The following is a 19,949-nucleotide window of genomic DNA, read 5'->3' as shown; positions in this document are numbered from 1 at the left end:
GTGAACAGCGATCCGCCCTTTCCATTTCACCTGACACCGCCCATATTCCAGCCATGGCCAAATCCTCTGAAAAATCGGCGCAGCACAAGCGGCGCAATCCGCTGACCGACTTCCATGACGCCAGCGTGCCGTTGGACAAGGGCGGCTTTGCAGAATCACCGCAAGCTGAACTTTCGGGTACACCGGTTTCCGGCTCGATCTCGGATTGGGCCGAGCAGATTTCACAGGAAGCACAAGACCAGCGGCCCAATTCTTCACTGGAAGGGGAAACCGCAAAACCATCCCGACCGTCGAAAAAATCCCCGAACGATCCGGTTCCCCCACCCGCACTTCGCGCGGCACCTCGATGGGCGGTGCGGCCTCAGCCAAGGAACGCGTCGCCGTCGGTCTCAACCCGGTAGCTGGCCTCGACGTCAGCCTCGAAGAGGCGGAATCGGTTTCATCCGGCGGCGTCACCGCGACCGTCGCGGCACTCTCGGCCCTCATCGAAAGCGGCAACCCGCTGCACAAGGATGGCGTGTTATGGACGCCGCACCGGCCCGAACGGCCAGCGAAATCCGAAGGTGGCATCGCCATCAAGATGGTGTCCGATTTCGAGCCGGCAGGCGACCAGCCAACCGCGATCAAGGATCTCGTTGAAGGCATATCCAACGAAGATCGGACGCAAGTCCTGCTTGGCGTCACCGGGTCCGGCAAGACCTTCACCATGGCCAAGGTGATCGAGGAAACACAGCGCCCTGCCCTCATCCTTGCGCCCAACAAGACGTTGGCCGCCCAGCTTTACGCCGAGTTCAAGAAATTCTTCCCCGACAACGCGGTCGAATATTTCGTTTCCTATTACGACTATTATCAGCCCGAGGCTTATGTGCCGCGCACCGATACCTTCATCGAGAAGGAATCGTCGATCAACGAGCAGATTGACCGGATGCGCCATTCGGCGACACGCTCACTGCTGGAGCGCGATGACGTCATTATCGTTGCCTCGGTTTCGTGTATTTACGGTATCGGTTCGGTCGAAACCTATACGGCCATGACCTTCCAGATGGAGATTGGCGACCGGCTCGATCAACGCGCTCTGCTGGCCGATCTCGTTGCCCAGCAATATAAGCGCCAGGACATCAATTTCGTGCGCGGCTCTTTCAGGGTGCGCGGCGACACCATTGAAATCTTTCCGGCCCATCTTGAGGATCGCGCCTGGCGTATTTCGCTGTTCGGCGACGAAATCGAAACCATCACCGAATTCGACCCGCTCACCGGCGCGAAAACAGGCGACCTGAAATCGGTCAAGATTTACGCCAACTCCCACTATGTCACGCCGCGCCCGACCTTGAACCAGGCCACCAAATCGATCAAGGAAGAGCTTAAACACCGGCTTGCGGAACTTGAGAAGGCTGGACGGCTGCTGGAAGCGCAACGGCTGGAACAACGCACCCGCTTCGATCTGGAAATGCTGGAGGCCACCGGCTCCTGCGCTGGTATCGAGAATTATTCGCGCTACCTGACCGGACGCCTGCCCGGCGACCCGCCGCCAACCCTGTTCGAATATATCCCGGACAACGCGCTTGTTTTTGTCGATGAGAGCCACGTCACCATTCCGCAGATCGGCGGCATGTACCGAGGCGACTTCCGCCGCAAGGCAACCTTGGCCGAATATGGTTTCCGGCTGCCGTCCTGCATGGACAACCGGCCTCTTCGCTTCGAGGAATGGGATGCCATGCGCCCGCAATCCGTTGCCGTGTCGGCAACTCCCAGCGGCTGGGAGATGGAGCAGGCGGGCGGTGTGTTCGCCGAGCAGGTTATCCGCCCCACCGGCTTGATCGACCCGCCGGTCGAGGTGCGTCCGGCCAAGGCGCAGGTCGATGACGTTGTCGGTGAAATTCGCGAAACGACGGCCAAGGGCTACCGCACGCTGGCGACCGTGCTGACCAAGCGCATGGCCGAGGACCTCACCGAATATCTGCACGAACAGGGCATTCGTGTACGCTATATGCACTCCGACATCGACACGCTGGAGCGCATCGAAATTCTGCGCGATCTGCGCCTTGGCGCGTTCGACGTGCTGGTTGGCATCAACCTGTTGCGCGAGGGGCTCGACATTCCCGAATGCGGTTTCGTTGCCATTCTCGATGCCGACAAGGAGGGTTTTCTGCGCTCCGAAACTTCACTGATCCAGACCATCGGACGCGCCGCTCGAAACGTCGATGGTAAGGTCATCCTCTACGCGGATAAAATCACCGGTTCGATGCAGCGCGCAATGGCGGAAACCAATCGTCGCCGCGAAAAGCAGATTGAGTGGAACGAGGCCAACGGCATTACGCCTGAAAGCGTCAAGTCGCGCATCTCCGACATTCTCGATTCGGTCTACGAGAAGGATCATGTCCGCGCCGACATCTCGCAATTCACCGACGATGCCGGTGCCATGATGGGCAACAATCTCAAGGCTCATCTCGACGCACTGGACAAACAGATGCGCGACGCAGCCACCAATCTCGATTTTGAAAAAGCCGCCCGCATTCGCGACGAGATCAAGCGGTTGCGCGAGATGGAACTTGCCATTTCCGACGACCCGCTGGCCAAATATGCCGACATGGAAAGTCCTGTTTCGGGACGCGAAAAAGGCAAGCACAACAAAGGTCGCGCGCTGCACAAAGCCATTGACGACAAGGCAGCCTCCTCCCTTGACGGGAATACTGGCATCAACACAAAGGGGGCAGGTAAAAACCTCGCTCCCTCTTTGCCAAACCTTCGCTCGACAATATGGGGCCGGGCACCGATATGGCCACGCCAGCCGGTGCGGTGTCACGCTCGCTGTTCAAAAAGCAATCGGCCTCGGAAGCCCACGGCTCGGACTTCGGCATTCCGGGCGATGACGGCAAGCGATTGTTCCGCAAGAATTCGCTCGACGAAATGACCGTGCGGCGAACCGAAAAGCCCGTCGAAGGTGCCAAGCCCTCACGCCCGTCGCCTTCTCCCGCTGCGGATGATGCAAAACCGGTTCGCCGTGAACGCGCCGGTATCGACTCCTACGAAGACCCATCCGATACGGCCAAACAAAAGCGTAGGCCCGGCAAGACAGGGCGACCCGGCAAGTAATCGCTGAACACTTTTCCTGGAATTGCCTGTTTATCCTACGCAATCCCGAACGGAAAACCGCTGAACACTTTTCCTGGGATTGCTTGTTTGTCTTGCGCAATCCCAGACGGAAAACCGCTGAACACTTTTCCTGGGATTGCTTTAATCCAGCCGCTCGATCAGCGGTTTCAATTTCTCGCCATAGCGCTTCCACAGATCGACCGAGCCCTTGTACATCGGTTGGCGCACCTGTGCGGCGGATGCCGTACGCACCGGTCTGTCGGTCTCATGGAATTTCAGGCAGGCGTCGCTCCACGGCAGACCAAGATGGGCAATCAGCGCCCGCGTCTGACCCTCCTGATCAGCGACGAAATCCTCGTAGCGCACATCATGCACCACGCCCGGCAAAACAGTACGCCAATGCGCCATCATGTCGGTGTAGAGATTGTGGAAATCCGCCAGTTCCTCCAGATCGTAACTGTAGGAATGGCTATCGCCGCGAAAATGCGTCTTGAAGATCGACAGGCACGTCGCCACGCCATTGCGCGCACAATGCACTATCTTTGCATTTGGCAGCATCATGCGCAGGAAACCGACGAGAACGAAATTGCCCGGCATCTTGTCGGTGACATGGCGAACGCCAGCATAACGTTTGTGCAGCATGTCGAGATAGTCCTGCCCCGCATCGGCAAATGCCTTGTCAGGCATGTCCGCAATTCCGGCCGGAAACCCACCCTTCATGTCCAGCGGAAAGCCCTTGCCCACCGCTGTCTTGAGAATGGACAATTCACCGGCACCATAAACCTGCGGATGGCTGGCGATGATCTGCTCCACCAGCGTCGTGCCCGAGCGCGGCATGCCGACAATGAAGATCGGCGTATCGTCGCTGATCATGCTTGGCTGGCGCGTCTCGAAAAACGCGGCATCGAACGTCGCCTTCATCGCCTCGAAATCGGCCCGCACACGCGCTGTGTCGTGGCTCACCTCTTTGCGGCGAATGGCGTTACCTTCGGCGAAATAGCCGAACGCGCGCTCATAGGCTTTCAAATCGTCATGCGCCTTGCCGAGCCCGAACGAAAGCTGCATCCGCTCGGTACTGTCGGCCCCGGCTCGCTCCTGCAAGCTCTGCATGGTGGCAAGTTCAGCGTCAGCTTCCAGCTGCCGCTTCACCTGGCTCAGCATCAACCATGAATGCGCCTGCCCCGGCCGAGCCGCAAGCGCGAGGCGAAACTGCGCGGCGGCCCCCGCAAGATCGCCTTTTTCCATCAGGCATACGCCATATCCGTGCAATGCCTCGCTATCCTTTGGCCGGATGGAAAGCGCTTCGCGAAACACGTCAAGGGCAGCATCAAGCCGTCCCGCCTCTTGCAGCGTTTCGGCCAAACCGGCGCGCGCACGCATATGAAAAGGCGAGCGCCCCATCGTTGCCCTGAACGTCTGTTCCGCCGCCTCGAACCGACCAAGCAGCCTTTGCACGGAGCCGAGATTGTCACGCGCCGCGAGAAAATCGGGCCGCGCCTCAACTGCCTTGCGAAAACATTCCGCGCTGGCAGCGTTCTTGCCGAGGTCACGAAGCACCGTGCCAAGATTATTGAGAAAGTCAGGATTGTTGGGCGCGCCCTTGACCGAACGCTCGATCAGCAAAAGCCCATCGGTGCTACGCCCACTTTGATGCAAGAGCAGCCCAAGAAAATGCAATGCGGGTCCGTGGCTTCCCTGTTTTGCCAGAACCTGCCGGTAGAGCGCCTCCGCTTCGCCAAGTCGCCCCGACTGATGCAGAGAAAGGGCCTGGCGCACAGCATCGTCAAGCGGACCGGAAGGCGGCCCGCCAGCACCACCGGAACCCTTGGTGCTACCCTTGGCGCTCTTGGCACCCTGCTGTCGTCTCAAAGCCCGGTTGATGAAACACCTGCCGCAAAAATGTGAGCCTGTGGCGATCTAAGCCATGAGTGCAGGAGGTTCAAGGGTGAATTCAAACCTCCAGGGGCTACTCGGAAAGGCTTTCGCCGCTCCCTCCCATCTCGGATGGAAAATCCTTCATCTTGGGCAAACCATCTTTCATAGGCAGCACGGTTTCAGCGTAGTTGACATGCACAGCGGGCGAAAATGTTTGGCCCGGCACCGTAGCCGCGTAAACATCCATCAGCCCCCAGTGAGGATGATAGGTCATCAGGTGTCCACCACATTTGGTGCAATATTGACGATCGCTGCGCTCAGTTTTCTTGAAATGCCCGATCTGCTCTTGCCCCTTGGTGACCTTCACGTTCTCGTTCTTGAAAAGCGTAAAGGCATTGACGGGCCCAGCAGACCACGACCGGCAGGATTCACAATGGCAGTATCCCATCGCTTCCGGATTACCAGATACTTCGATTTCAACGGTGCCGCAAAAGCACCTCCCTTTTGTGTCCCGGACATTGTTTAGTCCTTTCACTCGTGCGCGGAACCGACATAACGTAAGCTCTCACCACGAGGATCAACTTTAGCACATTCGACACCTGACCGTGGCGGTTTCTTCGCATCGGCATGCAGCGACGATCTTCTGATCTTCAGAACTCGATATGAGAGTATTTTGAAAGCGCATTGCAAATTTCATCAACGGTTTCGTCCTGAACAACTGAACACTGAAAACGATCATTGAAATTTTGGCCACAAATGCGTCGCAATAGACTCGGCAATTTCTACTGGCCGCATCTGTGCCTATGTTTCCCCGCATGTGGCCTATGACCTTGGCGTTTGCGAAGCGTAACCGATGATCAACGTGGGGTTTGCTGCTGATGACGCAACCTGCGAGCGTTATCTTGCAACCATCACAAATTCGTGCAATAAGTTCTGCGTTCGGGCATTTGCGACCCGGAGAGTGGAACGTTTTGTACGACCCTATCCCCGATACTGTGAATCTCTGACAGCCCCACTTTATTTGGCGGGGGTATTATTGTGCGCAAATGCATACCGCCAAAACAACCACCGGGACTTGCATCCGACCCAGGCGGCGGGCAGGACCGAAATTCTGATCGGGTGAAGGAGTTCCCCCATGGCCCAGACCGGCACCGTTAAATTCTTCAATGCGACCAAAGGCTTCGGCTTCATCACGCCTGACGACGGCGCCAAGGATGTGTTCGTTCACATCTCGGCAATCGAGGCTTCAGGCCTGCGCACTCTCGTTGATGGCCAGAAGGTCAACTTCGACGTTGAGCCAGACCGCATGGGCAAAGGCCCCAAGGCGGTTAATCTCAGCGCAGAATAAGCTACAAGCGCTTCCGGCGTATTAAACAGTTTGAAGGGGGCGCGGCGAATGGGCCGCGCCCCTTTTCCATAGGGCTTCACAGCCACTTCAATGCATTTATTTGAATACCTCTTATCAAAAAAACCTTTTTTCTTGCCGACGCTCCCAAAATAAACGACAAATTAATCTTCGGGCATTTTGCCGGCCCGAAGACATGAAATTATGGGATAAAGGGAGTTTCCCATGGAGCAGACCGGCACGGTTAAATTCTTCAATCATGCAAAAGGCTTCGGCTTCATCACACCTGATGATGGCGAAAAGGACGTCTTCGTGCATATATCAGCGGTTCAGGCATCGGGTCTTCCCGGCCTTGAGGATGGTCAGAAAGTGACCTTCGAGACTGAACCGGATAAGCGCGGCAAGGGACCGAAAGCGGTCAACCTGACAGTCGGCTGACAGCCGGAGCATGGATGTGTGGCGCGCAGGCGCGTTTACAATGTAAGCCGCTGCTTGTTCAGCTGCCGTTCAGCCACGGTCTTCTAGAAGTTCTGCAACACCGGACTGCAATTCCTGCACCGGCAGACCGGATTTTATGGAGACCGTCATGAACAGATTTGTGAAAACCACAGTCCTTTCCGCCACCATCGCCGCCACCATCCTTGCGACATTGCCCGCCGCCAATGCGCGCGACCGGCACAACCGCAGGCATTCCAATGACGACGCCATTGCCGCCGGCGTCATCGGCCTTGCCGCCGGCGCATTGCTGGGCGGTGTGCTCGCCTCGCAGCCGCGTTACTATGAGCCGGAACCGGAATATATCATTCGCGAGCGTCGTCCCGTTCGGGCCCGCAGATATTACCGGACCGAATACGGCGGAGCCTTCGAGCCATGGAGCCGCGAGTGGTATCGCTACTGCTCGGACCGCTATCGCAGCTTCAAGCCACGCACCGGCACCTTTACCGGCTATGACGGACAACAGCATTTCTGTCAGGCGAATTGACCCAAACCGGGCGATTGCTGGAGGGGCTCAAAGCACCCTGCATGAATCCCTTTTGACGCGATGGGCATTAGTGGTTTGCGCTGCTTCGCGCCTCCTCCGTCCCGCCCGGCAGAAAGGGCTAATAGGCCGTGATGGCCACACCGTCACACCAGAAACGGGTTGCTTCGGCGTTCTTCGCCAAAGCGCCCGCCCGGGCCGTGGCCGCACAGGAAACCAATGTCATCGCCAAGAGGCAGGAGTTTTTCCTTGATCGAGGAAATCAGCGCGCCAGCGTCGCCGCCCGGCAGATCCGTGCGCCCAACCGAGCCGCGAAACAGAACGTCGCCAACATGCGCGAACTTGGCCGCCCGATTGTAGAAAACAACATGGCCCGGCGCGTGGCCCGGACAATGCAGGACTTCGAAAACATGTTCGCCAAATGAAACCGTTTCTCCCTCGGTAAGGAAGCGGTCTGGAACACAATTGCGCACGGCTCCGGGAATGTCGAAGCGTTTGGCCTGCTCCTCAAGATTGGCGAGCAGCGGCAAATCGGCTTCATGTGGGCCGATAATCTCAACGCCAAGCGCATCTTTCAGGTCCATCGCCCCTCCGGCATGGTCGATATGCCCATGTGTGATCCAGATCGCGCCTGCCGTGATGGCGTTGTCCTTCAGCGATGCCAGGATGTTGTCGATATCGCCGCCCGGATCAACAACGACACCAATCTTGTCATCACTGTCGAACAGGATTGTGCAATTTTGCTGAAAGGGAGTGACAGGCACGATGCCTGCATTGAGCTGTCCCATGACGGTCCTCTCGGTCAAACGATACCCGATACAACATAACGGCGCGTAAGTGGCAACATGTCGGGCATTCGTGATGGTCGTTCATAAAAGTCGGGCGACCGAAGCCGCCCGTGTTGAACTATAAATGAAAGGTCGGCCTACTTCTTCATTGCACCCATGACAGCACCAACAAGGCCCGTCAGGATGGCACCGCCACCGGCGCCGCCAATGATGCTATTGAGGTTGAGCGCGCTGCCCATGCCATCGGCAGCCATAGCCGGATCGACCGCGCCGCCGCCCATGAGACTGCCAAGGATCGCCGCACCGCCGACACCTCCGATTGCTCCGCAGAGAATCTTGGGCAACTGGCTCATCGCCACCTGTTTGACCGCAGCGCCCACCGCCTGACCACCGATAATGCCTGTGACCACCTGAACGATGATTGGAAGAATTGATTCCATATTTCCGTCCCTCCTCAATGACACCGACTCGCCAGAGCCGACCTCAGCATCAGACCCGGAACCGGCCAAATGTCAAATAAGGGATATCTGAAACGACAAGGGCGGTTCGCGAACCGCCCTTCAGAAATTCAATCAGCTTTTCCGCTATTCCGCGGCTATCGCACGATTGGGTTGAACTGCCGCGGAATAGGCATTCATCAGGGATCTGGCGATCTCGCCCACCTCGAACTGATAAGGCCCGATCTCTGAAACAGGCGTCACTTCCGCTGCGGTTCCGGTGAGGAAGCACTGCTCGAAGCCTTCCAGTTCTTCGGGCATGATCACACGCTCGACAACGTCGAAACCATGTTCCTTCGCAAGGCCGATAACGGTCCGGCGCGTAATGCCGTCCAGGAAGCAATCCGGTTTCGGCGTATGGATCTTGCCGTCCTTGACAAAGAAGATATTGGCACCGGTCGCCTCCGCCACCTGGCCGCGCCAGTCGAGCATCATGGCGTCAGCATAACCCTTCGCTTCGGCTGCGTGCTTGGAAATGGTGCAGATCATATAAAGCCCCGCAGCTTTCGCCTTTGAAGGGGCAGTTTGCGGGTCGGGACGCCGATATTCGGCCAGATCCAGCCGGATACCCTTCAGCTTCTGCTCAGGATCGAAATAGCTTGGCCATTGCCAGATGGCGATGGCGCAATTGATGTGGGTGTTCTGTGCCGAGATGCCCATCTGCTCGCTGCCGCGCCAGGCGATGGGGCGTACATATGCATCCTTGAAACCCTGCTTCTTCAACAAGGCGTTGCAGGCATCGTCGATATCACTAACCGAATAAGGAATCCGGAAACCAAGGATACGTGCTGATTCATGCAGACGCTCGGTGTGTTCGGTCAGTTTGAAAATTTCGCCACCATAGGCGCGCTCACCTTCAAACACCGCGCTGGCATAGTGCAGCCCGTGCGAAAGGACATGAACCTTCGCGTCCGCCCATTTGACGAATTCGCCATTCATCCAGATAAAGCCGTCGAGTTGATCGAATGGGACGGATGCCATGGTAACCTCCCGCAGGCGGCAGCCCGCATTGCATTAGCCGTTGAGGCGGTCACAACAAAGCGACCGTCAAGACGAAATGTAAGCCGATAAGACGACTATGACAAACTCAGGAAATTCCGCAAAATTGCCCCGCACTTGCCTTTTAGGTCGTATTCAGCCCTAAAGCTTGGCAAAAATTACAATCGCCGTAAAAATATGTCAATAGTGCTGACGTAGTTTTAGAGTCATACAGGAAAACGATGCCGGACCAGGAAGCTAGGGATACAACTCCAATCAAAACAGCGATCGGAAACGCCGACGGCATAGATTTTGCCGTCATCGAGCTGTTCTTCTATGCCTATCGCGACTTCACCTCGGACCCCGACGAGATACTCGCCGACTATGGTTTCGGCAGGGCTCACCATCGCGTGCTGCATTTCGTCAACCGCAGACCGGGGCTGACGGTGGCCGAATTGCTTGACGTTCTCAAGATCACCAAGCAATCTCTTGCCCGTGTACTCAAGCAACTGATCGACACCGATCACATTGTGCAATTGCAAGGACCGCGTGACCGTCGCCAACGCGAACTATATCCAACTGCCAAGGGACGCGCCTTGGCGCTCGCACTGGCAAGGCCACAGTCACGCCGCATCCATGCTGCAATGGAAGATACAGGAGTTGGTGGACGCGCATCGGTCGAGCAATTCCTCAAGGCGATGGTCAATCCCGAACTCAGGACACAGATCGATGCAGGCCCCGGAAACGCAGATTAGAACACGTCAGGAAACGGTTATGGAAAGCAGTGACAGACTGGACCAACTGACCGCACCGGAGGACGACGCTCCCCACTTGCTTGTTGTCGACGACGACACGCGTATTCGCAATCTGTTGAAACAATATCTCAGCGAAAACGGATTTCGCGTCACTGTTGCCGGCAACTCGACCGAAGCCCGGCGCAAACTCGTCGGCATCGATTTCGACCTGCTTGTGCTGGACGTGATGATGCCGGGCGAAAGTGGTGTCGACCTGACAAAGGCGCTCAGGACCGACAAGAATGTTCCCATCCTGATGCTGACGGCGCTGTCGGAAACCGATAGCCGTGTAACGGGGCTTGAAGCCGGCGCCGACGACTATCTGCCAAAGCCGTTCGACCCGCGCGAACTGATCTTGCGCATCAACAATATCTTGCGACGCGGTGGCCCTGCGGCAACCCCGAAGGTCGAGCAACTGGTATTTGGCCCCTACACGTTCCAGATCTCCCGGCGCGAACTGAAATGTGGGGAGAAATCCTCAAATTGACCGATCGCGAACAGGAAATTCTGGCGATGTTTGCAGCGCGCGCCGGCGAAACCATTCCGCGCCATGAACTCGTTGGCGATGATTCAGAAGTTGGCGAGCGCACCATCGACGTTCAGATCAACCGATTGCGCCGCAAGATCGAACGCGACCCTTCCAACCCGATCTGGTTGCAAACCGTGCGCGGCATCGGCTACCGGCTCAGCGTGGAGTAAAGCGCAAGACGCGCCCCTCACCCGCGCATGGGCCGGCCAGTAGATGACGTATCGTGTAATCCCGGTGCGCCTTGCCACTCGCTATTGAGCACCCTCAGGCGATGAGGGCTCGTAATCATCCACTCCGGCTAGCCTTACAAACCCTTTGCGATGCCACAACATGCAGCGGTCAGCATTTTCGTTTGGAAGCAGGATATCGTGGATGATCCCGACCAGAATGGTGTGCGAATAACCGTCGTGATGCGTGGCGATACGGCAATCGAAAGCAACCGCAGCCCCCGCCAGCAGAGGCGCGCCAGTTTCCTGAACCATCCAAAGCGCACCCTGGAAGCGATCAGTTCCCTTTGCGCGGGCAAAATGTTCCGCAAAGGCCTTTTGGGTATCGGGCAAGACGCTGCAACCGAAAAAGCCCTGCCGCAAGACAGCGTCATGTGCGGTCGCTGTCTTGTTGATACACACGATGAGGGATGGTGGGTCGTCCGACAGACTGCAAACCGCGGTCGCCATCAGACCGCTGGGCACCCCATTCTCAATCGTTGTAATGGCAGTAACCGGACCGGCAAATCGTTGCATTGCCTCCCGGAAATCATCGGCCCTGATCATGGGTCACTCCTTTGACGATGCCACACTCCAGCCGCTTCACGAGGCCGTCAGCGATGTGTCATGGGTGATGAACCGCGTCGTCATGTACGCTTCGAGTGCTTCTTTGCCGCCCTCATATCCGTAGCCTGAATCCTTGACGCCACCATAAGGTGTTTCAGGCAAACCAAGCCCGACATGATTGATCGTCAACATTCCAGCCTGAACCTTACGGGCCAGAAGGTTGGCCGTGGCAGCACTGGAGGTCCATGCGTAGGAGCCCAGGCCAAAGGGAAGCCGGTTGGCTTCGGCGACGGCCTCCTCCATATCCGAGAACCGGCTGACCAATGCAACCGGCCCAAACGGCTCTTCATTGAGTGCAACCATGCCGGTGTCGACATTGGACAGAACAGTCGGCGCATGGAAATAACCACGATTCCCGATACGATTGCCACCAGTCTCAACTTTGGCACCTTTTGAGACCGCATCCGCGACAACATTTTCAACAGCCGACAGTCGCTTTTGGCCGATCAGGGGGCCCATATTGACGCCCTCCTCCAAGCCGTCGCCGACTTTGAGGTTTTCGACGCTTGAAATGAATGCACTCATAAAACGGTCATAGACCTTCGACTGGACAAGGAAGCGTGTGGGAGAAATACAGACCTGCCCGGCATTGCGAAACTTTGCTGCGATCAATGCGGCCACGGCGGACTCTGTATTGGCATCGTCTGCGATAATTGCCGGCGCGTGACCGCCAAGCTCCATCGTGACGCGTTTCATATGAGAACCCGCCAATGCAGCGAGATGCTTGCCCACCGCGATAGAGCCCGTAAACGAAACCTTGCGGATCCTTGGGTGGGGAATGAGGTATTCCGAAATTTCGGCGGGCGTGCCGAAAATCAGGTTTGCCACCCCGGCAGGAAGACCCGCTTCATCAAGACAACGAAATAGCTGGGCAGGCGCTCCCGGAGCTTCTTCCGCGCCCTTGACGATAATCGAACAGCCAGCCGCGATTGCCGGGCCAAGCTTGCGCACAATTTGGCTCATGGGGAAATTCCATGGCGTAAAGCCAACTGCTGGCCCTACAGGGTCCATGACCGCAAATTGCTGAACGCCAACAGCACGCGCCGGTATCACACGCCCATAGGTGCGCCGACCCTCTTCCGCGAACCAGTCAAGCAGATCGGCGCACGAATTGACCTCCAGCCGGGATTCTGCCAGCGGCTTGCCTTCATCCGTGGTCAGTATGCGCGCAATATCTTCAGCCTTTGCGCGTATATTGTCAGCCGCACGGCGAATGATTTTGCTGCGCTCATACGCCGATGTCTGGCTCCAGACTTCGAAGCCTTTTTCGGCGGCGCTGAGCGCAAGATCGAGATCGGCTTTGCCCGCATGAGCAACACACCCGATCTTTTCGCCAGTTGCAGGGTTGGTGATTTCAAGTGTTCGACCAGAGCTTCCGTCACGCCATTTGCCATCGATAAACAACTGCACATCGGTATAATTCATTGCTTCAACTTTCTCCCGCATTTCCATTCAACCGTTGTGCTTGCATTCCGCGTACAAAAACGGGTCGATAACTTTATGGTCCAATTCGACGCCAAGGCCGGGCAGGCGATCGACCTCGAGATAGCCGTCCTTGATGCGGCGTTCGGGATTTTCCTTCAGTATCTCGACGTAGTTTGGATAGTTGACGAAGTATGGGTAAATCTCGAGCGTCATGAAGTTGCTCGTACATGCGCTGACATGGGCGCTGGCCGCCGTTGAAATGCCGCTGGCGCAATTGTGCGGGGCAAAACGCATATTGTACGCCTCCGACATTGCCGCGATTTTCCTGATCTCAAGGATGCCCCCGGTATTGCCGACATCAGGCTGAATGATCTCGATGGCCTGGGTTTCGAGCACCTTGCGGAAACCGTAGCGCGTATAGAGCCGCTCACCGACAGCCAGGGGCGTGTGAATACGGTCGGCGAACTTCTTCAAGGCACCGATATCGAAAGGATCGCATGGCTCCTCGATCCAGCCGATATTGAATTCCTGTACCCGCTCGCAGTAACGGATCGTTTCGTCAGTGGTCAGCCCCCGGAAAGGTCGAGAAGAATGTCGATCTTGTCCCCGACCACATTGCGAAGAGCCTTGACCCGTTGATAAGCGAGTTCAATGTGGTCAGCGTCGAGGGTGCGCCGTGTAACATGACGCAGCGTGCGTGATGCCTCGGTCGGAATCGCGAACGGGTAGCACTTGATGGCCTTGTAGCCGTCCTTTACCGGCTGCTCACCGGCCTTGGCCCAGCTTTGCGCATCGAGAAACTCGTAATTCCAGCCATTCGCATAGACAGCCAGCTTGTCATGCACCAGACCACCGAGAAGCTCGTAGACCGGCACGCCAAGACGCTTGCCCTTGATATCCCAAAGCGCCGTTTCCACCGCGCTGATCGCCGCGAACACGATAGCGCCACCACCCTTGGCCCAGAATGTATGGTCATACATCTCGTGCCATAGAGCCTCGATGCGGGTCGAATCTGTTCCCAATACGATGCGTTCGCAAACATCCTTGAGCATGGCCGCAGCTGCCACCCCTCCCACACCATAGGCGATTGCAGCCTCTCCAACGCCGACAAGTCCCTCGTCGGTTTCCAGCTCAACCACGATCGGATGCAGCTTGGAACCGGTGACGGAATAGATGCGTGCGGCAATTATTTTCGACATTCTAAGGATGCTCCTTGCGCGTTCTGACCTTGACGGCATGCCAATTTTTTCATTGACGATTGCACTCCAGATTTTCATGCAAGCTTCATGCCAAATGACTGGTCTGGTCTTAACCCCATGCAAAGCAGGGCATAGAGCCGATTGCCCGCCAACCGGGTTTTTAAGGAGTCTCACATGTGAGACTTGCAAGGCTCAAACTCAGGTCAAAGCCTGTTGACTCCCCCAATCTGGCAATGTCTCATGAGGGTTGGGGAAACGGTGTCGTCAAGACATTGGCAAAAAAAGCAAGGATGCCGATGCCAGACTACGAAGAACATCTCAAGCAAATTGAAGTGTCCGCTGTCTCAGCAACCACGACGCAGGAAGACTGGCGTGCCGCATCCTGGATGCGGTGCGTGGGACAATATAAACTCGACCCGGCCAGGCCCAGAATACCTGGAATGTCGGCGCGTGAACTCAAACTGCAAAATGAAATATTCAACGTCGATCTTTCCGCCGCCGAGATCGAACTGGAAAATGCGCTGACCATTATTGAAGAAGGCGGCTACAGCGCCTGCATCGCCAATCGCAAGGGAACGATCATTGCTGAGCGCCGCAGCCGCGACGCAACGCATTTTTGCAACAGCGACAAGGTCGGCGCGGTGTGGAGTGAAGAGGTTGGCGGAACCAATGGAATTGGAACCAGCATTCTCAACATGCGCCCGACCGCCGTGTTCCTCAACGATCATTTTTTTGAAGAGTTTTCCGTTCAGTCTTGTGCAGCCGCGCCTTTCTTCGATCCTGACGGGCACTTGCTCGGCGTGGTCAACTTCTCGACCCGCAATCCCAACTTGCAGCAAAGCACCCACAAGGTCGTTTTCGGCGTTGCGCAAAATGTGGCCAGACGTCTTGAAACACGCTACTTCAGAGAGAAATTCGCGAAACAGTTCATCCTCAATCTGGATGGTGAAGAAGCTTCCCCTGCCATGCTGGCCATAGACGACGATTTCAGGCTTGTCGGGGCAACGCACACCGCGCGCAATATCTTGTCACTACATGACGGCGCAATCGGCACCAGAAATCTATGGGCCATGTTTGAGCGGACGCGAGACATCTCAAGCCCTGAAAGCTTCTGCAGAAAAGATACGGTCCTGCGCGAAATTGGATGTGGCGTCACATTTCAGATTCGTGGCCGCAAACCGACTGTCGTAGCGCGCACTCTCGATGCAAGGCCACTTTCCACAAGAGCGGCATCAAAAAAGCCGGAAACGAACGCTCGTCAACGCAATCCAACGATCAGCGACTGCATTGGGCAGGATGCCGGAATGCGCAAGAATGTCAGCGTGCTGCGCCGTTTGATGGGCAGCGGCCTGCACATGTTGCTGCTTGGCGAAACCGGCGTCGGCAAAGACACACTTGCAAGGGCTTTGCATGACGACAGTTCGCGCGCAAGCGGTCCCTATGTCGCCTTCAATTGTTCTGCCGTACCGGAATCTTTGATCGACAGCGAACTGTTTGGCTACAATTCCGGCGCTTTCACCGGAGCAAGCCGGGAAGGCAACACCGGGCGCATCATCGAAGCCCATGATGGCACGCTTTTCCTCGACGAGATCGGCGATATGCCGCTGGTAATGCAGACCCGGCTATTGAGGTTTCTGGAGTCCGGCGAGGTTACGCCATTGGGTGGCGGCAAGACACGCTTCGTCAATGCGCAAGTCATTGCTGCGACCAACCAGAATCTCGTTGCCTGCGTCCAGAAAGGAACATTTCGCCAGGATCTGTTTCACAGGTTGGCGGGCGCTGTCGTCACGATTCCAGCGCTGCGTGAGCGCCAGGACAAGGCATTTTTGATAGAAGCTGTTGTCGAGCAGTACGCGGATGGCCGGAAACTGAAATTCAGCAAGAACGCATATGATCTGTTGTTTTCGCATCAATGGCCCGGCAACATTCGCGAGTTACGAAATGTCATCCATCGCGCCGCCCAGATGGTCGAAGGCAACATTATCGAAATCGAAGACCTGACTGTAGGCGGGTTCTTTTCCACCGGCGAAATTCGCATGGCAGGCGTGTCTTTGGATCAGACACATCCGCACCAAAGCCAGTCAATGCTGTCGCAACCGCACGAGGAAAACGCCATGAGTTCTGGAAATGGCTCGGCGAAAAACGCTGTCGCAATCGCAGAACGCGCAGCCCTCGAAAAGGCGATCAGTCAATCCGCGGGCGATGCAAAACTATGCGCGCAATATCTCGGCTTGAGCCGTGCAACGCTGTATCGAAAACTGAAGCGCCATGAGCTTTCCCTGAACTGATTCACAAATGTCATGTCGCCATCAGCGAAACGACAATCTGATTTCGCTCGAAATCGTGTCAAAACAGATACTTAATTGCGTTCGGTGATTCTATCAATGAGCCGCACTGTCGAGCATATATGAGCTTACCGGACACCGATCCTCAGGCCGAGACGTTTGGGCAAATCAGCAACGAACCGCGCAGCCAGCGAACCAGCAAGGCCGCTGTCTTCTGCATCTTCACAAGAAAGAACGCCCCATTGTATCGCCCGCCCTCCCAGAAAGCGAAAAGGCTCTGGAGGCATTTTCGGCTGGGTACGTGTGCAAAATGGCGATGTCGACCACTTGTCTTTCACGCCAAGGATAAGTGACGTCACACATTGTCCGGCAATATAGGTTGCATTCACGCCATGACCCGAATAGCCGCTGGCAAAATGGACCCGCGTTCCCGCCACCGTTCCAAAAAACGGCAACCGGTCAGAAGACACCTCAATCGGCCAACCCCATTTTGCGGCAATGCCTGCTGCGGCAATATCGGGGAAGAATCGCTTCAGCCCGGCCATCGCCCGCTGCGTGCTCGGCTCGTGTTGCCTTAGAACAGACGCGCCATCGTCATCGCCACGCGCCATGGGGCCAGATCCCGACCCCATCAATACGCGCCCATCCAATGTCCTGCGAAAGTAATGTTGAAACATGCGCAAATCGGCAATGCCATGCGGCTTGGTCCAGTTTCTTGCAGCCAAGCCCTCCGGAGCTGGATTGGACATGACGGGAAAACTGGAAAACAGCGTGGTGCGCGCCCTCACCTGAGGCAGCGCCAGCGTGCCGGTATAATTTGCCAGCACCACTTCGCGCGCAATAATCTCTCCATTGGCGGTTTGCACACGCGACGGTGTGCCGGGATCAACCGCGGTGACCGCAGAGCCTTCATAGACCTGAACGCCCGCATTGATGACGGCTTCACGAAGCGCCGCCGCCAGCCGGGCCGGATGAACCGTAGCTCCTTCCGAAAACAATGCACCGCCGAGAAATGGCAGCGAGGAGCAATAGGCCGAAACCTCTTCGTTCGTAAGCGGCCTGACAGTGTTTATAAGGCCAAGCTCTCGCGCTGTAATGATGAGTGACTGAAGGTTCTTGACCTGTCTCTGGCTGGCCGCAACGCGCAGATATCCCTCTTCGCGCCACCAAGTCTCACGCTCCGCGCCGCACGCGAATGCACGAATGCCATCCTGCGCAACGGTACCAAGCCGCGCAACTTCGATCGCACGATCAGCGCCAAGCAGGGCTCGAAGCGCTGGCATTGCCCCCCAATACCCATGAACATTACCGCCATTGCGGCTGCTCGCACCATCACCACATCGTCCGGCATCAACCACCGCGACTGACAGGCTCGGTGCTCTTTGTCTTAGAGTAAGAGCGGTCCACAAACCGGTATAACCACCCCCGACGATCACGACATCGACTGCTCTGGTGCCTTCCAGATGCGGGCATGGCGAGATATTTCCGTGGCGCCGAATATCCTGTTGCCACCAGGAAAAGAGCGCCGGGTCTTGTGTATCAAGCGCCTTGTTCAACCGGATGACCATGCCCGCTACACGGCCTCTTTTTCGGACATTACGTGTTCCAGCTTGTTACCTTTGATGAAGTCCGATGCACGTTCACCGATCATCATCGCAGGCGCATTGGTATTGCCCGAAACAAGGCGTGGCATGATCGATGTATCGGCAACGCGCAGCGCATCTATGCCGTGGACTCTGAGAAACGGATCGACAACCGCCATCGCATCGGTGCCCATCTTGCAGGCACCAGATGGGTGCAGAGCGCCCTGCCCCGCCTGCCTGACGAGAATCCATCCTTTCAGCCTTGGTGGTCAGTGTCCTGGTGGGCCTGACCACCCCCGCAACATATTGTTCGAGGCTTCGCTGGCTCAAGATTTCTTGGCCGATGCGTACGGCTTCAGCCAGACATTCCACATCATATTCTTCTGATAAATAGTTGGGATCGACTGCCGGGTGAACCATCGGGTCCGCACTCTTGAGCGTGACCGCACCGCGTGAGCGTGGCCGCGTCTGGTAGACATTGACAGTACAGCCATTGCCGCCCGGTGCCGATTCCGCCCCTTCTTCGACACCCGCACCGGGGAGGAAGTGATATTGAAGGTTTGGCAGAGGGTCGGATTTATCCCCATACCACAACAAGCCACCTTCGCAGATATTCGAGGTGACGGGGCCATTTCGAAACAGGGCGTATTGCAAGCCTGCCCAAGCCTGCCAATGCAATTTCTTGTATTTGTCGTAACTGTGGGGGCCGGTGAGTTGATAAATCAAAAACACATCGAAATGATCTTGCAGGTTTTGCCCCACACCGGGAAGGTCGTGAACGACGGACACACCCGCTTTCCTCAGTTGCTCGGCAGGCCCGATACCGGACAGCATCAATAGATGCGGTGAACCGATAGCTCCGGCGCTGATGACAACTTCGCCGGAAGCACGGGCTTGCGTTGGATGGCCGCGATCGAGATACTGAACACCGACAGCACGACCATTTTCGATGATAATTTTCGTCGCCCGCGTGTTCGTCTTTATTGTGAGGTTCTTTCGAGCGCGAGCAGGCTTGAGATATGCCGAGGCCGCGCTGCAACGAAGGCCGTCACGCATCGTAACCTGATACAGGCCGCAACCGGCCTGCGTCCCTGAATTGAAATCGGGGTTGTAATTGATGCCGATGTCTTGACAGGCGCGCAGCCATGCCTTGGTCAGATAGTGGGTGTATTTCTGGTCCGATACGCCCAGTGGCCCGCCCTGGCCATGCGCCTCGCCGCTGAACCGTTCATTGTCCTCGGCCCGTTTGAAATAGGGCAGGACATCGCGGTACCCCCAACCATGACACCCGTCAGCCGCCCACCCGTCATAATCTTCAGGGCAACCTCTCATGTAAACCATTGCATTGACTGAACTGCCGCCACCAAGCACGCGGCCCTGCACGAATTCGGGCGTGACATTTCCCTGATGCACCTGCGGCTCGATGCGATAGCGAGTGAGAAGATTGCCCTTCGCCGTCTTGAAGTAAGTGACCGGCATGTGAATGTAAGGGTTCCAGTCACTTGGCCCCTGCTCAAGCAGCAGGACTTTCCGGTCCGGGTCCTCGCTCAGGCGAGAAGCGATAGCGCAACCCGCCGACCCGCCACCAACTACAATATAGTCGAACATGAACTTACCTCTGGTCAGGCCGTCATCATGGCCATGATAGCTTGGTGGATTGGGATGACGGGCCCGAATGCCGGGGCGCCTTTCCAAACCTCATCCGAAATAATGAGAAGGAGCAGCAACGCACCTTCAATGAACCAT

Annotated in this window: 15 protein-coding genes and 4 pseudogenes; 8 read left to right on the top strand and 11 right to left on the bottom strand. The window is 56.7% G+C overall.

Features of this window, described 5'->3' with window-relative positions; genetic code table 11:
* Positions 1-53: 53 nt before the first annotated feature.
* Both uvrB and AC0L7S_RS12795 read left to right on the top strand, forming a co-directional pair.
* Positions 54-2,648: pseudogene (gene uvrB / locus AC0L7S_RS12800) on the top strand (excinuclease ABC subunit UvrB); the annotation flags it as partial.
* Between the two features lie 235 nt (positions 2,649-2,883).
* Positions 2,884-3,093, top strand: a pseudogene (locus AC0L7S_RS12795) (hypothetical protein); the annotation flags it as partial.
* A 141-nt stretch (positions 3,094-3,234) separates the two neighbouring features.
* Here AC0L7S_RS12795 and AC0L7S_RS12790 read toward each other — a convergent pair.
* Both AC0L7S_RS12790 and AC0L7S_RS12785 read right to left on the bottom strand, forming a co-directional pair.
* The gene (locus AC0L7S_RS12790; protein WP_473471407.1) at positions 3,235-4,962 is read right to left on the bottom strand and encodes a tetratricopeptide repeat-containing sulfotransferase family protein; all 1,728 of its coding nucleotides are present in this window, start codon (positions 4,960-4,962) and stop codon (positions 3,235-3,237) included.
* Between the two features lie 97 nt (positions 4,963-5,059).
* Positions 5,060-5,503 carry a GFA family protein gene (locus tag AC0L7S_RS12785; protein WP_473471406.1) on the bottom strand — a complete coding sequence of 148 codons (444 nt, stop codon included), beginning with the start codon at positions 5,501-5,503 and terminating at the stop codon, positions 5,060-5,062.
* A gap of 600 nt (positions 5,504-6,103) precedes the next feature.
* Here AC0L7S_RS12785 and AC0L7S_RS12780 point away from each other — a divergent pair.
* From AC0L7S_RS12780 to AC0L7S_RS12770, 3 genes are all read left to right on the top strand, one after another.
* Entirely contained in the window at positions 6,104-6,316 is a 213-nt protein-coding gene (locus AC0L7S_RS12780; protein WP_473471405.1) for a cold-shock protein, read from the top strand.
* 222 nt (positions 6,317-6,538) lie between these two features.
* A complete protein-coding gene (locus tag AC0L7S_RS12775) occupies positions 6,539-6,751 on the top strand; it encodes a cold-shock protein (RefSeq protein ID WP_473471404.1) in 213 nt (70 codons plus the stop codon).
* 148 nt (positions 6,752-6,899) lie between these two features.
* A complete protein-coding gene (locus AC0L7S_RS12770) occupies positions 6,900-7,295 on the top strand; it encodes a BA14K family protein (RefSeq protein WP_473471403.1) in 396 nt (131 codons plus the stop codon).
* A gap of 143 nt (positions 7,296-7,438) precedes the next feature.
* Here the strand turns inward: AC0L7S_RS12770 and AC0L7S_RS12765 are convergent, their stop codons facing one another.
* The 3 genes from AC0L7S_RS12765 to AC0L7S_RS12755 all read right to left on the bottom strand — a co-directional run bounded on the left by AC0L7S_RS12765 (position 7,439) and on the right by AC0L7S_RS12755 (position 9,558).
* Positions 7,439-8,080: an MBL fold metallo-hydrolase gene (locus tag AC0L7S_RS12765; protein WP_473471402.1), complete on the bottom strand. Its 642-nt coding sequence runs from the start codon at positions 8,078-8,080 to the stop codon at positions 7,439-7,441.
* A gap of 137 nt (positions 8,081-8,217) precedes the next feature.
* Positions 8,218-8,520 (bottom strand): hypothetical protein, encoded by a 303-nt coding sequence (locus tag AC0L7S_RS12760; RefSeq protein ID WP_473471401.1) that lies wholly within the window; start codon positions 8,518-8,520, stop codon positions 8,218-8,220.
* 144 nt (positions 8,521-8,664) lie between these two features.
* A complete protein-coding gene (locus AC0L7S_RS12755) occupies positions 8,665-9,558 on the bottom strand; it encodes a branched-chain amino acid aminotransferase (RefSeq protein WP_473471400.1) in 894 nt (297 codons plus the stop codon).
* Between the two features lie 239 nt (positions 9,559-9,797).
* On the opposite strand from AC0L7S_RS12755, the gene AC0L7S_RS12750 reads away from it, so the two are divergent.
* Together AC0L7S_RS12750 and AC0L7S_RS12745 are read left to right on the top strand one after the other, a co-directional pair.
* Positions 9,798-10,310, top strand: coding sequence for a MarR family winged helix-turn-helix transcriptional regulator (locus AC0L7S_RS12750; protein WP_473471399.1), 513 nt, complete (start codon positions 9,798-9,800; stop codon positions 10,308-10,310).
* Positions 10,311-10,329: 19 nt separating this feature from the next.
* Positions 10,330-11,048 (top strand): annotated as a pseudogene (locus tag AC0L7S_RS12745) (response regulator).
* An 81-nt stretch (positions 11,049-11,129) separates the two neighbouring features.
* Here the strand turns inward: AC0L7S_RS12745 and AC0L7S_RS12740 are convergent.
* From AC0L7S_RS12740 to AC0L7S_RS12725, 4 genes are read right to left on the bottom strand one after another with little or no spacing between them, the layout of a single operon-like run.
* On the bottom strand, positions 11,130-11,651 hold the full coding sequence (locus AC0L7S_RS12740; protein WP_473471397.1) for a flavin reductase family protein: 522 nt from the start codon (positions 11,649-11,651) through the stop codon (positions 11,130-11,132).
* A gap of 36 nt (positions 11,652-11,687) precedes the next feature.
* Complete coding sequence (locus AC0L7S_RS12735; protein ID WP_473471395.1) at positions 11,688-13,136, bottom strand: NAD-dependent succinate-semialdehyde dehydrogenase; 1,449 nt, start codon at positions 13,134-13,136, stop codon at positions 11,688-11,690.
* Between the two features lie 27 nt (positions 13,137-13,163).
* Positions 13,164-13,655 carry an enolase C-terminal domain-like protein gene (locus AC0L7S_RS12730; RefSeq protein ID WP_473474285.1) on the bottom strand — a complete coding sequence of 164 codons (492 nt, stop codon included), beginning with the start codon at positions 13,653-13,655 and terminating at the stop codon, positions 13,164-13,166.
* Positions 13,656-13,702: 47 nt separating this feature from the next.
* On the bottom strand, positions 13,703-14,335 hold the full coding sequence (locus AC0L7S_RS12725) for an enolase-like domain-containing protein (RefSeq protein ID WP_473471393.1): 633 nt from the start codon (positions 14,333-14,335) through the stop codon (positions 13,703-13,705).
* 176 nt (positions 14,336-14,511) lie between these two features.
* On the opposite strand from AC0L7S_RS12725, the gene AC0L7S_RS12720 reads away from it, so the two are divergent.
* The gene (locus tag AC0L7S_RS12720; RefSeq protein ID WP_473471391.1) at positions 14,512-16,623 is read left to right on the top strand and encodes a sigma-54-dependent Fis family transcriptional regulator; all 2,112 of its coding nucleotides are present in this window, start codon (positions 14,512-14,514) and stop codon (positions 16,621-16,623) included.
* 125 nt (positions 16,624-16,748) lie between these two features.
* Here the strand turns inward: AC0L7S_RS12720 and AC0L7S_RS12715 are convergent, their stop codons facing one another.
* Complete coding sequence (locus AC0L7S_RS12715; RefSeq protein WP_473471389.1) at positions 16,749-18,188, bottom strand: FAD-dependent oxidoreductase; 1,440 nt, start codon at positions 18,186-18,188, stop codon at positions 16,749-16,751.
* 5 nt (positions 18,189-18,193) lie between these two features.
* Positions 18,194-19,811 (bottom strand): annotated as a pseudogene (locus AC0L7S_RS12710) (GMC family oxidoreductase).
* Positions 19,812-19,949 lie beyond the last annotated feature (138 nt).

The organism is Mesorhizobium sp. G2-6-1 (assembly GCF_055809095.1).
The sequence above is the reverse complement of the archived record's forward strand: the minus strand, read 5'-3'. Positions and strand labels throughout refer to the sequence as shown.